Raw genomic sequence first — 13,490 nt, 5'->3', positions numbered from 1 at the left:
GGTCCCGCCTCCGCCACGCCCGTGAGAGAGGGAGTCGATGAGCATTCCGCGCCCGTTCTTCGACCGCGCCGCCGAACTCCGCGAGGAGGAGGGCGTGATCGAGCGTCTCCGCGGCCTCGCGGCCTCGCGCGTCATCGTCGTCCGGGAGGGGCGTGTGCGCGTCGCGGCCTCGGCGCTGCTGCGCGTCTCGGCGGACGACGTCACGGACGGGACATGGGCGCTGCTCGGTCGGGAAGCCGACGGCTCCGCGCTCCTGCTCGCCGCGCTGCCGCCGGAGACCGATGCTCTGGACACGGCGCCGGACGAGATCTGGCTCGGCCTCCGCGACCTCGGCGGGCGCCTGGACGCCGGGGAGTCCGAGGTGCTCGTCGCCGCGGTCGCGCTGGCCGGCTGGCTCCGCGACGCCCCGTTCTGCCCCACCTGCGGCGGAGGGACGGAGCTGCGCAACGCGGGCTGGTCGCGGCGGTGCCTGGTCTGCGGCCGCGAGCACTTCCCGCGGACCGACCCCGCGGTGATCGTCGCCGTCGAGAGCGCGGACGGCGAGCGGTTGCTGCTCGGTGCCAATGCGAACTGGGGCGGTCGCATGTACTCCTGCTTCGCCGGTTTCACGGAGGCGGGCGAATCCCTCGAGGCCACCGTGCACCGGGAGATCGAGGAGGAGTCCGGCGTGCGCCTCTCGACGCTGCGCTACATCTCCTCGCAGGCGTGGCCCTTCCCCCGCTCGCTCATGGTCGGGTTCCGCGCCGCGGTCGAAGACGAAGCCGCGGCCAGACCCGACGGCGAGGAGATCATCGACGTGCGCTGGTTCACGCGGGAGGAGATCGGCTCCGCGCTCGCCGGGGACGGTCCCGTCGGGTTGCCGGGACCCGCCTCGATCGCGCGCGCTCTCATCGTCGACTGGTTCGAGGAGCGCCCGTGAGCGCACTCGATGCCCTCGACGAGCGGCAGCGAGCGGCGGCTTCGGTCCTGCGGGGGCCGGTGGCGGTGCTCGCGGGTGCCGGAACCGGGAAGACCAGAGTCATCACGCACCGCATCGCGCACGGGGTGGACACCGGTGCCTACTCGCCGTCCCGGGTGATGGCGGTGACGTTCACCGCGAAGGCCGCCGGTGAGCTCCGCGGACGCCTCCGTGCGCTGGGCGTCGAAGGCGTCGCCGCCCGCACCTTCCACGCGGCCGCGCTCGCCCAGCTCAACTTCTTCTGGCCCACGCTGGCGGGGGCCCCCGCGCCGTCGATCATCGACAACAAGGTGCGCATGCTCGGTCAGGCCGCCGATGCCCTCCGCCTGCGTCCCCGCACGGCGACCCTGCGCGACATCGCCTCGGAGATCGAGTGGCGGAAGGTGTCGATGATCTCGATCGACCGGTACACCGAGCTGGGCCGTCCGATCACCGGGATCGACCCCACCCAGCTCGTGGAGCTGATGCGCGGCTACGAGGCGCTGAAGGACGAGCGTCATCAGCTCGACTTCGAGGACGTGCTGCTCGCCTGTGCGGGGATGCTGGAGACCGAGCCACGGGTCGCAGCCGCCGTTCACGAGCAGTACCGGCACTTCACCGTGGACGAGTTCCAGGACGTGTCGCCGCTCCAGAACCGGCTCCTGGAGCTGTGGCTGGGCGATCGGCACGACATCTGCGTGGTGGGCGACGCCAGCCAGACGATCTACTCGTTCGCGGGGGCGGAGCAGCGGTTCCTCCTCGAGTTCGAGCGGCGGCACCCCGACGCGACGGTCATCCGGCTGGAGACGAACTACCGGTCCCAGGCCCCCATCCTGACGGCGGCGAACGCGCTGATGCACGGTCGCCCCGGGGCGCTGGAGCTGGTCCCCGCGCGGGAGCACTTCACAGCCGAGCCGCCGACGGTCACGGCGTACGACTCGGAGGCGGAGGAGGCCGCAGGGATCGCGGCCGGTGTCGCGGCCCGTATCGCCGACGGCGCCTCCCCGTCCGAGATCGCCGTGCTGTATCGGGCCCATGCGCAGTCCGCGGTGCTCCAGCAGGCGCTCGCCGCCGAGGGGATCGCCACCTCGGTGCTCGGCGGCACGCGATTCTTCGCCATGCCGGAGGTACGCCAGGCGATCCTCGCGCTCCGTGCGGCGGCGGTCGCGCCGACCGAGCACGGATTCCTGCCAGGGGTGCGGCGGGTGCTTCGCGAGCTGGGACTCACCGAGGAGCCGCCGGCCGCCGGGGGAGCTCAGCGCGACGGCTGGGAGGCCCGACGGGCCATCCTGCGGCTCGCGGAGGATGCCGGACCGGAAGCGACCCTGCGATCGTTCAGCGACGAGCTCATGGCCCGCGCGAAGGATCAGCACGAGCCGACGATGCGGACGGTGACACTGTCGACGCTGCATGCGGCCAAGGGCCTCGAATGGCCGCACGTCTACCTCGCGGGGTGGGCGGAGGGGTCGCTGCCCATCTCGTATGCCACGACGTTCGAGGCCGTGGACGAGGAGCGTCGCCTCGCCTACGTCGGGGTCACGCGGGCTGCGCGCACGCTGGAGCTGTCCTGGGCACGATCGGCGGGGCGCGGCGAACGGGCGCCCTCGCGGTTCCTGGCGGAGATGGGGACGACGGGTCGCGGCACAGGCATTCTGCGCGAAACCGCACCGAACGCCACCCGATCGCGCCGTCCGCGCTGATCCGGGCGATGCGGGCGGCCTGGGGGTCCGCGAGGAGACGCGCAGCGACCGCTCCGGCCGCAGCCACCCTGGCGAGTGTGATGCGCCCGGGGTCGCGGCCGACGAGCTGACCGTGGAGCAGCGGCCAGGCAGGGTCCCGAGCGGTGTCCTCGGCATCCCGGCAGGTCAGACACGGCGTGAGCCCCGGCACGACCAGCGGTCCCACGGTGATGCGCGCCGGCTCGACGGCGATCGGCAGGTGCGGGGAGTCCGTGCGCAGGAACGGCGCGAACTGCACGGCGGCCGCCGCACCGGGAACGAGGACGACGGCGACCACCGTCGATGACGGCGCCGAGGTCGTCGCGAGCGACACCCCTTCGTCGGCGAGCGCCTCGCACAGCCGCCCTTCGGCGCGGGTGTCGGTGAGCCCGAGCGTGGACACCCGGGCGGCGAGCGGGCGGGCGGGCTCGTCCTGCAGCGCCGGTTCGACGATGGCCAGCAGCCGTCTGGCCTCCTCCCGCGGCGCTCCCGCGCGGTGCGCGATGACATCGAAGGCGCTGCGTCGGAACCCTCGGCGCATGCGGCTGAGGAGCCGTTCGACCCAGGGCGCGGACGCCGGGACCCGGATGGCGGGATCGTCGCCGACCTGGAGGGTCATCCCGTCGCGCCAGAGCAGCGGGAATGCGGGGTCGAGACGGGTCAGGGTCGTCGGGGTGAGCGGCACCCCTCGATTCTGCGGAGCATCGTGGAGCCGCAGGCCGATTCGGGGGATCGGTGGAGAAGTCGGCGGTCCGTCCGTGGTCGGGGAGGGAGAGTGATCGTCCGTCCCCGACCCGGATGGCCGGACTCAGACCGGGCGCTCGCCCTCCGGAGTGTCGTCGTCGCCGTCGGTGCGCGGATCCGTGTCGCCGTCCTCGGCGGGCGCCTCCGCGGAGAAGTCGTCGCCGTCCAGCAGGCGGGCGAGTGCCTCGTCGAATTCGTCGGCCTCGGGCTGCTCCCCGCGCTCCGCGGCCTGCAGACGCGCGATCAGGGCCGTCGGGTCGTCGATGTCCTCGGCGGTGGGCATGAGGTCCGGGTAGTCCCAGAGGGAGTCCCGGGCGGCGACGCCGACCGCGTCCGTGACCGCCCGCCACATGGCCGAGGCCTCGCGGATGCGTCGCGGTCGGAGCTTGAGCCCGACCAGCGCACCCAGAGCGTCCTCCGCGGGGCCGCCGACGGCACGGCGACGACGGGCCGCCTCGGCGATCCGGCCGCCGTCCGGCAGTCGGGAGGTGGCCTCCGCCGTGACGACGTCGACCCACCCGTCGATCGTCGCGATGAGGTTCTCCAGGCGGGCGAGGGCCTCGCGCTGCGCCTCGGTCTGGGTCGGGAGCAGGGCTCCGCCCTCGATCGCCGCGCGCAGCTCCTCGGGGTTCGAAGGGTCGAGGCGGCTCGCCACGTCCTCCAGGGCATCGACGTCCACCGTCACGCCGCGGGCGAAGTCGGTGATCTGCGCCATCACGTGCAGGTGCAGCCACTTGGCGTGCCGATACAGGCGGGCGTAGGCGAGCTCGCGCGTCGCGACGTAGAGGGCGATCTGGTCTGCCGGGATCTCGAGCCCCTCGCCGAACGCGGTGAGGTTCTGCGGGATCACGGCGGCCGTACCCGCGGGGAGCACCGGGATGCCCACGTCGCCCCCGGAGACGACCTCGAGGGAGAGGTTGCCGAGGACCTGACCGAACTGGGCGGCGAACACCGATCCGCCGAGGCCCCGCATCAAGCGTCCCGCGCCCTGCACCACGCTGCGCATCTCCTCGGGCACCTGGGTGTCGAGGGCGGACGTCAGCGCGTCGGCGATGCTCGTCGAGACGGGGCTGGCGATCTCCTTCCACACCGGAAGGGTCCTCTCGACCCACTCGCCGCGGGTCATCGCCACCGGCGGCTCTGCGAGCTCGGAGATGGTGGTCGCCTCGCTCAGCCAGAGACCTGCGAGTGCGAACGAGTCTGCGAGGGAGGAGCGGGAGCCGTCGCCGATGCCCTGACCCTCGCGGTTGGCGATGTGCAGGGCCTGCCGGAGCGAGTTCTCCCAGGGATCACCGCCGAAGGCGCCCTGGAGTTGCGACATGATCGTCTGCATCATCGCCGGGTCGAAGGCGAAGCCGTCCATCCCCTGGAAGGCGCCGCGCAGCGCCTCGGGGTCGATGTCTCCACCGCCCTGGTTCGAGAGCATCCGTCGCAGGAACTCCTGGAAGTCCTCCGGGTTCGGTTCGTTGTCTGCCATGTCGCTCGCCCTCTCAGCACGTCTGAAGCCGTGGCATCTACGCTAGTCACAGGTTTCAGTGCGCGTCCCCGAAGCGGGCAGATCGCTGTACGCCGCTCGCGAACGACGGAGGATTGCTGTGGAACGACCGCGTGCAGGGAAGCTCGGACTCGGGGTCTGGGCGCTGGTGGTCGCGCTCGCCGCGCTCGCCGTCCTCACCTTCCTGCCCTCGCCGTACGTGATCCAGCGTCCGGGCCCCGTGTACGACACCCTCGGTACCGCGAAGAACGCGGACGGCGAGCAGGTCCCGCTCATCAGCGTCGAGGGGACCGAGACGTACGAGACGGGCGGCACGCTCGACCTGACGACCGTCCAGGTCGTCGGCAACAGGGAGCGCACGCCGAGCTGGTTCGAGCTCGCGCTCGCCTGGACGGACGCCTCGCGCGCCGTCGTGCCGCTGGACGCGGTGTTCCCCGAGGGCGTCACGACCGAGCAGCGCGACGAGCGCAACGCGATGCTCATGGTCGACTCGCAGCACGAGGCGACGGCCGCCGCGCTGAACGAGCTCGGCTACGACACCGGAGCCGAGGTCGTGGTGGTCGACGCGGTCGAGGGCTCTCCTGCCGACGGCCTGCTCGAGGCGGACGACGTGATCACGGCGATCGACGGCACGCCCGTGACCTCGGCGACCGCGCTGCGCGAGGCCATCCAGGAGGCGGGCGGGGATCCGGTCGCGCTCACGGTGCGCCGCGACGGCGCGGAGCAGACGGTCGAGATCACGCCGGAGGAGCAGACCCAGGACGGCACGACGACGTGGCTGATCGGCATCACGCTGCGCACCGATTACGACTTCGAGGTCGATGTCACGATCCAGCTCGACAACGTCGGCGGCCCCAGCGCGGGCATGATGTTCGCCCTCGGGATCATCGACACCCTGACCCCGGGCGAGCTGAACGGCGGCAAGGAGGTGGCGGGCACCGGGACGATCGACGCCGAGGGGACCGTCGGACCGATCGGTGGCATCCGCCAGAAGCTCTACGGCGCCCGTGACGCCGGCGCGGACTACTTCCTCGCACCGGAGGCGAACTGCGACGAGGTCGTGGGGCATGTGCCGGACGGCCTGCAGGTCATCCGCACCGCGACCCTCGACGAATCCCTCGCGGCGCTCGAGGTCATCGCGGAGGACGGCGACGTCGACGCGCTGCCGACCTGCGACGTTCCCGCCACCTGAGCCCGCGCGGTCGTGACCCCGCCGTGACCGGTGTGACAGCCCGCCCACAGCGAGCGGTGCCTAGGATGGAGGGGTGACCTCGACCCCAGCCCAGCCCCCGGCCACGCCTCGAACCTCCCGACGCATCCTCGGAATCTCCCTGGTGATCATCGCCGCGCTCATCGCGGCGTTCTTCGTCTTCGCGTCGCTCTACACCGAATTCCTCTGGTTCGACCAGGTCGGGTTCACCGGCGTGCTCACCACGCAGTGGATCGCGACGGCGGTGATGTTCGTCATCGGCTTCCTCGGCATGGCGGTTCCGCTGTTCGTCGTCATCCAGCTCGCCTACCGGCTCCGTCCGGTCTACGTGCGGCTGAGCTCCCAGCTCGACCGCTACCAGGAGGTCATCGAGCCGCTGCGGCGCCTCACGATGTGGGGCATGCCCATCTTCTTCGGCCTCTTCGCGGGATTCGCGGCGGCCGGCAACTGGAAGACCGTGTGGCTGTGGGCCAACGGCGTCGCCACCGGTGAGGTCGACCCGCAGTTCAAGGTCGACACCGGTTTCTACATGTTCGCGATGCCGTTCTACTCGATCCTCCTCGCGTTCGTCTCGGCGGTCCTGCTGCTGAGCCTTCTCGTCACCGCGCTCGTGTCCTACCTCTATGGCTCCGTGCGCATCGGCCAGGGCGAGCTGCGCATCTCGAAGCCGGCCCGCATCCAGCTCGCGGTCATCGCGGGGCTGTACCTGCTCGTGCAGGCGGCGAGCCTGTGGCTGGACCGCTACAAGACCCTCGTCGAACCGGACGACCGGATCACCGGTGCCGCCTACACGGGCGCCAACGCGACCATCCCCGGCCTCGGCATCCTCGCGATCATCGCCGCCGTCGTCGCCATCCTGTTCTTCATCACGGCCGTCATCGGCCGCTGGCGCTTCCCCCTCGCGGCGACCGCGCTGCTGATCGTGGCCTCGCTGGTCATCGGCATCGGCTACCCGTGGGTGGTCACGACCTTCCAGGTGAAGCCGAACCAGAACGCCTATCAGGCCGAGTACTACCAGCGGAACATCGACGGCACGAAGGAGGCCTACGGCGTCGCCGACCTGGAGACCACGGCCTTCGAGGCTGAGACGGACGCCGAGGCCGGTCAGCTCCGCGCCGACGCGGAGACCACCGCGTCGATCCGCATCATGGACCCGAAGGTCATCCCGCCGACGGTCCGCCAGCTCGAGCAGTACCGCGGTTACTACCAGTTCCAGACGACCATGGACGTCGACCGCTACGAGATCGACGGCGTGAAGCAGGACACGGTCGTCTCTGTCCGCGACCTCGACATGTCGGGTCTGGGCGACGGTGACAACTGGAACAACCGCGTCGCGGTCTACACGCACGGCTATGGTCTCGTCGCCGCGGCCGGAAACCAGCGCACGACGGACGGCGAGCCCGTCTTCCTCGAGCGCGGCATCCCGACCTCGGGCTTCCTGTCCGAGCAGGGCGACTTCGAGCCGCGGGTCTACTTCGGCGAGAATTCCCCGGAGTACTCCATCGTCGGCGCCCCCGAGGGGGCCGACCCGGTCGAGATCGACTACCCGCGGGGCAAGGACGGATCGAGCGAGACGAAGACCACGTTCTCCGGGAACGGCGGACCGAAGATCGGCGACAGCTTCACCAAGCTGCTCTACGCGCTGAAGTTCCAGTCGGAGCAGATCCTCTTCTCCAACCTCGTCAACGACGACTCGCAGATCCTCTACGACCGCGACCCGAAGACCCGCGTGCAGAAGGTCGCGCCGTACCTCGAGCTCGACAGCGACCCGTACCCGAGCGTCGTGGACGGCCGCATCGTCTGGATCGTGGACGGGTACACGACCAGCTCGACGTACCCGTACTCGACGAGCGTGAGCCTGTCCGACGCGATCGCCGACTCGAACGTGCCGACGCCGTCGCTCGCGATCGACGACATCAACTACATCCGCAACTCGGTCAAGGCCACGGTCGACGCCTACGACGGCTCGGTCACGCTGTACGCCTGGGACGAGGAGGACCCGGTCCTGAAGACCTGGCAGAAGGTCTACCCGTCGACCCTCAAGCCGATCAGCGAGATGTCCGGCGAGCTCATGAGCCACGTCCGGTACCCGACCGACCTGTTCAAGGTGCAGCGCGACATCCTCGGCATCTACCACGTCGACAAGGCCGGCTCGTTCGCCCAGCAGGACAACCGCTGGCAGACGCCGAACGACCCGCGCAGCGACGCGATGCTGCAGCCGCCGTACTACTTGACCATGCAGATGCCAGGGCAGGAGGAACCGCGGTTCTCGATGTTCTCGACGTTCATCCCCGCCTCCCAGGGCGCGGGCGGCAGCCGCGACGTGCTGATGGGCTACCTGGCCGTCGACTCGGATGCGGGCGCCGAGAAGGGCGTCAAGGCCGAAGGCTACGGGCAGCTGCGCATGCTGGAGATCGACACCGATACCACGGTGCCCGGTCCCGGCCAGGTGCAGAACACCTACAACTCGGACACGGCCGTGGTGCCGCAGCTCAACCTGCTCCAGCAGGGGGAGTCCGAGGTCATCTACGGCAACCTGCTGACCCTGCCCGTCGGTGGCGGTCTGCTCTACGTCCAGCCGGTCTACGTGCAGTCGTCCGAGGGGACGCAGTTGCCGCGTCTGCAGAAGGTGCTCGTCGCCTTCGGTGACCGGGTGGCCTTCGAGAACACCCTCACCGAGGCGCTGGACACGCTGTTCGGCGGCGACTCCGGCGCGACCGGTGGCGATGACGAGGTCGAACCCACCGACCCGGAGGCGACCGATCCCGACACGGGGGAGACGCCGACCACGCCGACGCCGACGGATGAGCAGGCCGACGCCCTGGCGAAGGCGCAGCAGGCGCTCCTCGACCGCCAGGCGGCCCTCACCGAGGGTGACCTGGAGAAGTTCGGCGAGGCGGACAAGCGGCTCACCGCGGCCGTCGAGAAGCTCCTGGAGCTGGAGGCCGCCGCAGAGTAATCTTCCTGCGCACACGGAAGGGCACCCCCCCGGGGTGCCCTTTCGCATTCCCCGCCACTCCCGCGTCTCTGACGCGCGTCCGCCGCATCAGGCGCCCGCGCCGTTTCAGGCGACATCCTGCAGGCCTGCCTGCTGTCGCGCGGGTGCCTGCGTGCGCGCGTGGCGCGCCGGGACAGGCGTTCTCGCGGCAGCAGGCGGGCGCGCGAGGTCAGGCGCCCTCCTGATAGGAAGCCTGATCTGGCGCGAGTGCCTGAGCGGCGGAGGGTTTTGTCCGGGACGAACCGTCGCGCGAGGAGGGGATGGCATGGGAGGGTGGAGGCGAACAGGGAGGTCGCCGTGGCTGAGCGCATCGTTGTAGGAGTGGTGGACACGTCGGCGGGACGACGAGCACTGGAGTGGGCCGCGCAACGCGCACGGTCCCGGAAGGCTACTCTGCTCCTCGCGAGCGTCGTCGGGGGAGCGGTCGGTGCCGTCGGGGAGGGCCCTGTGGTGGATGCGGCGATCGCGGCTGCCCGGAGTCTGCTGGAGGAGCACGCGGAGACGCTGAAGGCCCAGGGCCTGGACGTCGACATCGTCGTGCTCCGCGGCGACCCGGTCCGCCAGCTCGTCTCGACCACCGCGGGCGCGAACCTCCTGGTGATCGGAAGCGACTTCCGACCCGATGACGCGGACAGCCCGCGGCGCGGGGCGCACGGGCTGCGCATCGTCGCCGACTCGTCCTGCCCCGTCGTGGTGATCCCGGACATCGAGGCGGGAGACCGCCGCGGTGTCGTCGTCGGAGTGGACGGGTCGCCGATCTCGGAAGCCGCCGTCGCCTTCGCCGCTGCCGAAGCCGACCGCCTCGGCGAGCCCCTCATCGCGGTGACGGTATGGACGCCCGTGCCCCTTCCGCGCGGAGCGAGGTCGTATCCCGAGCAGTACCTCTCCTCCATGCAGGAGCTGGCCGAAGAGACTCTCGCCGTCGCTCTCGCCGGGCTGCGCCAGACGTATCCGGATCTCGAGCTGCAGCCCCGGGTCGAGCGCGGGTACCCGTCCGAGGTCATCAACCGGGCGGCCGCCACCGCGAGCCTCGCCGTGGTGGGCTCACATGGGCGGGGGGCCGTCGCCCGGTTCCTGCTCGGGTCGATCAGCCACGAGGTCCTCGCGGCGCTCGTCGCGCCCACCGCCGTCGTCCGCTGACCGGCGGGACGGCATCCGCGGCCTAGAGCGGGCTGGTCAGCACCTCGTGAAGCACGCGTCGGCTGTCGTCTCCGCCCGGTCCTGACCCGCTCGAGAGCGTCACCAGGGCTTTCCAGAGCGCCCAGCCGCGAGCCCGTCGCCACGTCGCGGCATCGAGGCCGGCGGCGTCGCGGAATGCGTCACGCGCGTCCCCCTCGAAGTACGTCCACGCCATGACGAGGTCGCAGGCAGGATCGCCGACGCCGCAGGTGCCGAAATCGATCATCGCCGACAGGCTGCCGTCGCTGATGAGGAGGTTCCCGACGGCGACATCGCCGTGGAACCAGACGGGCGAAGACTCCCAGACGCTGCTCGTCGCCGCGAGCCAGACGCTCCGGCAGTTCTCCGTGTCCACGGTGCCGTCCAGCCGCTGCAGCGCGGCGTGGACGTCATCGCTGTAGACGCTCGGATGCGAACCGCGGAAGAACGAGTGCCGGCCGGCGGCCTGCCCCGCGTGCACGGGGAGAGACCTCAGGACGCGGAGGAGGCCCCCGAGATCGACGGCGAGGCGGACACGATCGAGCCCCGCGACGCGGTCGACGGTGTCGCCGTCGAGCCACCGGCGGATGGACCACGGAAACGGATAGCCGCGGCCGGGTTCGCCGAGCGCAACGACGGAGGGAACGGCGACCGGGAGCCGTCCGGCGAGGAACTCGAGCGCTCTGCTCTCCTTCTGCACGGCCGTCGCGTAGGACTCGGCAACGGGAAGGCGAACCGACAGATCCTCACCCAGGCGGAAAGTCCTGTTGTCCCACCCCTGACGCGCCACGGCGCGGACGGGCAGGTGCGCCCAGCGGGGGAACTGCTCTTCGACGAGCTCAGCTACCACGGCTGCATCGATGTCGACTGGTCGGCTCACCCCTCGATACTCCCAGAGGCCGGCTCCCGCCACATGCGAAAGGCCCTCTGGCCTGGGATTTCTCCCGGCCAGAGGGCCTTCCATTTGTTGCGGGGACAGGATTTGAACCTGCGACCTCCGGGTTATGAGCCCGGCGAGCTACCGAACTGCTCCACCCCGCGGCACAAGAGATAACTTATCACGGATCTGGAGAGGCGTCGAATCGAGCGCGGCAGCGACGGGTGCGAGAGGATGGCGTCATGCCTGAGAACGCCGCCGTCCCCGTCGCCGTGTGCCAGTTCGCTCCCACCGATTCGCGCGAGGCCAACAGGGAGCGGATCGCCGAGCTCGCGACGGACGCCGCCCGACTGGGGGCGAAGCTCATCGTGTTCCCGGAGTACTCGAGCTTCTTCGTCGATCCGATGGACGAACGCCTCGCGGCGAATGCGGAGGGTCTCGACGGTGAGTTCGTGACCGGACTGATCGGCCTGGCCGCGGAGCTCGCCGTCGTCATCGTCGCGGGCGTCACGGAGAAGGCCTCGGACGAGGGGCGCGTGCGCAACACGGTCGTCGCCGTGCGCGGCGACGGCATCCTCGCGGTCTACCGCAAGCAGCACCTGTACGACGCGTTCGGGCAGAGCGAGTCGGACTGGGTAGAGCCGGGGGAGATCGGCGAGCCCGCGGTCTTCGAACTCGGAGGTCTACGCTTCGGGCTGATGACCTGTTACGACCTGCGGTTCCCCGAGCTGTCGCGGCGCCTCGCGGTCGCCGGTGCCGACGCGCTCGTGGTGCCGGCGGAATGGGTGCGCGGGCCGCTCAAGGAGCACCACTGGACCACGCTGCTCGCCGCGCGGGCCATCGAGAACACGGTGTTCGTCATCGCCGCCGACCACCCGGCGCCGATCGGCGTGGGGCACTCGCGCATCGTGGACCCGCAGGGCGTCGTCCGCGCGGGGATCGGGCCCGAGCCGGGGCTGGCCATCGGAGTGGTCGACGGAGCGGCCGTCACCAGGGTCCGGGAGACGAACCCCTCGCTGCGTGCACGGCGTTACGACGTGGTCCCGCGCTGACCGACCCGCCTCAGGCGCGCAGACCGGAGAGACGGGCGGCCGCCTCCTCCAGGACATCGACGCGTTTGCACGCCGCGAAGCGGACGAGGCCCGCGTACGCCGGGCGTCGCGCGGGGGACACGAAGGCGGTGAGGGGGATCGCCACGACCCCCGCCAGTTCCGGAAGCGCTCGGCAGAAGGCCGCCGCATCGGCGCCGCCGAGAGCCGTCGCGTCGGCCACCGTGAAGTAGCCGCCCTGTGGGGCATGGACGGTGAAGCCGGCCGCGCGCAGACCGTCGCCGAGGATCGCGTGCTTGCGGGCGAGCAGGGCGGCGGCATCGGCGAAGAACGCATCGTCGAGGCGCAGGCCCACGGCCACGGCGGGCTGGAAAGGCGCGCCGTTGACGTAGGTGAGGTACTGCTTCACCGTCAGCACGGCCGTGATGAGCGCGGCGGGGCCGTGCACCCAGCCGATCTTCCACCCCGTGGTCGAGAAGGTCTTCCCGGCCGAGGAGATGGTCAGCGTCCGCTCCGCAGCGCCGGGCAGCGTGGCGATGGGCACGTGCGGGCCGCGGAAGGTGAGGTGCTCGTAGACCTCGTCGGTGACGATCACGGCCTCGTGCTTCTCGGCCAGACGCACGACCTCTCGGCGGACCACCTCGTCGAAGACCGCTCCCGTGGGGTTGTGCGGGTCGTTGACGAGGATGATCCGCGTCCGATCCGTGACCGCGTCCGCGAGCTGCTGCAGGTCGGGCTGGAAGTCCGGCGCCCGCAGCGGCACGGTCCGGAGCCGAGCGCCCGCGAGTGCGACCGCGGCGGCGTACGAGTCGTAGTAGGGCTCGAAGACGACGACCTCGTCCTCCGGCCCGTCGATGAGCGCGAGCAGGGTCGCCGTCAGCGCCTCGGTCGCCCCGGCCGTCACGATGACCTCGGTGCCCGGGTCGACGGCGAGCCCGTAGAACCGCTGCTGATGCTCGGCGATCGCCTGCAGGAGATCGGGGGAGCCGCGCCCCGGCGGGTACTGGTTGACGCCCTCGGCGATCGCGGCGCGTGCGGCGGTGAGGACCACCTCCGGGCCGTCCTCGTCCGGGAAGCCCTGCCCCAGATTGATGGAGCCGGTTCTGACCGCCGCGGCGGACATCTCTGCGAAGATGGTGGGCGCGACGGTACCGTCCGCGTCGAGCAGGCCGGCACCGGCCGCCGTGCGACGCCATGCGCCGGGGATGACACTCATGAAGAACAGGCTAAGGCCATAGCTGAAACTCAAGCTCGGCATAAGGAACGCACAGGGATGCGGGGCATCCTGGAGGAGCGTTGAAGGA

At 70.9% G+C, this 13,490-nt stretch carries 9 protein-coding genes and 1 tRNA gene; 6 read left to right on the top strand and 4 right to left on the bottom strand.

Annotated features, from left to right (window positions below; translation table 11 throughout):
• Positions 1-37: 37 nt before the first annotated feature.
• A complete protein-coding gene (nudC, locus tag ACIGJI_RS04385) occupies positions 38-919 on the top strand; it encodes an NAD(+) diphosphatase (RefSeq protein ID WP_259953135.1) in 882 nt (293 codons plus the stop codon).
• Entirely contained in the window at positions 916-2,637 is a 1,722-nt protein-coding gene (locus tag ACIGJI_RS04380) for an ATP-dependent helicase (protein ID WP_363445859.1), read from the top strand. The genes nudC and ACIGJI_RS04380 overlap by 4 nt, the downstream gene beginning before the upstream one ends.
• Positions 2,638-3,463: 826 nt before the next feature.
• On the opposite strand, the gene ACIGJI_RS04375 is transcribed toward ACIGJI_RS04380, so the two are convergent.
• Positions 3,464-4,876: a zinc-dependent metalloprotease gene (locus tag ACIGJI_RS04375; protein WP_280569059.1), complete on the bottom strand. Its 1,413-nt coding sequence runs from the start codon at positions 4,874-4,876 to the stop codon at positions 3,464-3,466.
• A 118-nt stretch (positions 4,877-4,994) separates the two neighbouring features.
• On the opposite strand from ACIGJI_RS04375, the gene ACIGJI_RS04370 reads away from it, so the two are divergent.
• The 3 genes from ACIGJI_RS04370 to ACIGJI_RS04360 all read left to right on the top strand — a co-directional run bounded on the left by ACIGJI_RS04370 (position 4,995) and on the right by ACIGJI_RS04360 (position 10,242).
• A complete protein-coding gene (locus ACIGJI_RS04370) occupies positions 4,995-6,086 on the top strand; it encodes a PDZ domain-containing protein (protein ID WP_280569061.1) in 1,092 nt (363 codons plus the stop codon).
• 73 nt (positions 6,087-6,159) lie between these two features.
• Entirely contained in the window at positions 6,160-9,063 is a 2,904-nt protein-coding gene (locus ACIGJI_RS04365) for a UPF0182 family protein (RefSeq protein WP_363445861.1), read from the top strand.
• A gap of 336 nt (positions 9,064-9,399) precedes the next feature.
• Entirely contained in the window at positions 9,400-10,242 is an 843-nt protein-coding gene (locus tag ACIGJI_RS04360; RefSeq protein ID WP_363445863.1) for a universal stress protein, read from the top strand.
• A gap of 22 nt (positions 10,243-10,264) precedes the next feature.
• Here ACIGJI_RS04360 and ACIGJI_RS04355 read toward each other — a convergent pair whose 3' ends face one another.
• Together ACIGJI_RS04355 and ACIGJI_RS04350 are read right to left on the bottom strand one after the other, a co-directional pair.
• The gene (locus ACIGJI_RS04355; RefSeq protein WP_363445865.1) at positions 10,265-11,140 is read right to left on the bottom strand and encodes an aminoglycoside phosphotransferase family protein; all 876 of its coding nucleotides are present in this window, start codon (positions 11,138-11,140) and stop codon (positions 10,265-10,267) included.
• 87 nt (positions 11,141-11,227) lie between these two features.
• Positions 11,228-11,301, bottom strand: a tRNA-Met gene (locus tag ACIGJI_RS04350).
• A 78-nt stretch (positions 11,302-11,379) separates the two neighbouring features.
• On the opposite strand from ACIGJI_RS04350, the gene ACIGJI_RS04345 reads away from it, so the two are divergent.
• Entirely contained in the window at positions 11,380-12,189 is an 810-nt protein-coding gene (locus tag ACIGJI_RS04345; RefSeq protein WP_363445867.1) for a carbon-nitrogen hydrolase family protein, read from the top strand.
• 10 nt (positions 12,190-12,199) lie between these two features.
• Here the strand turns inward: ACIGJI_RS04345 and ACIGJI_RS04340 are convergent, their stop codons facing one another.
• Complete coding sequence (locus tag ACIGJI_RS04340; RefSeq protein ID WP_363445869.1) at positions 12,200-13,402, bottom strand: aminotransferase class I/II-fold pyridoxal phosphate-dependent enzyme; 1,203 nt, start codon at positions 13,400-13,402, stop codon at positions 12,200-12,202.
• Between the last annotated feature and the right edge of the window lie 88 nt (positions 13,403-13,490).

The organism is Microbacterium sp. NPDC064978 (assembly GCF_044543605.1).
Classification (GTDB): domain Bacteria; phylum Actinomycetota; class Actinomycetes; order Actinomycetales; family Microbacteriaceae; genus Microbacterium; species Microbacterium meiriae.
Note: the sequence above shows the minus strand (reverse complement) of the source record. Positions and strands in the feature narration are given on the sequence as shown.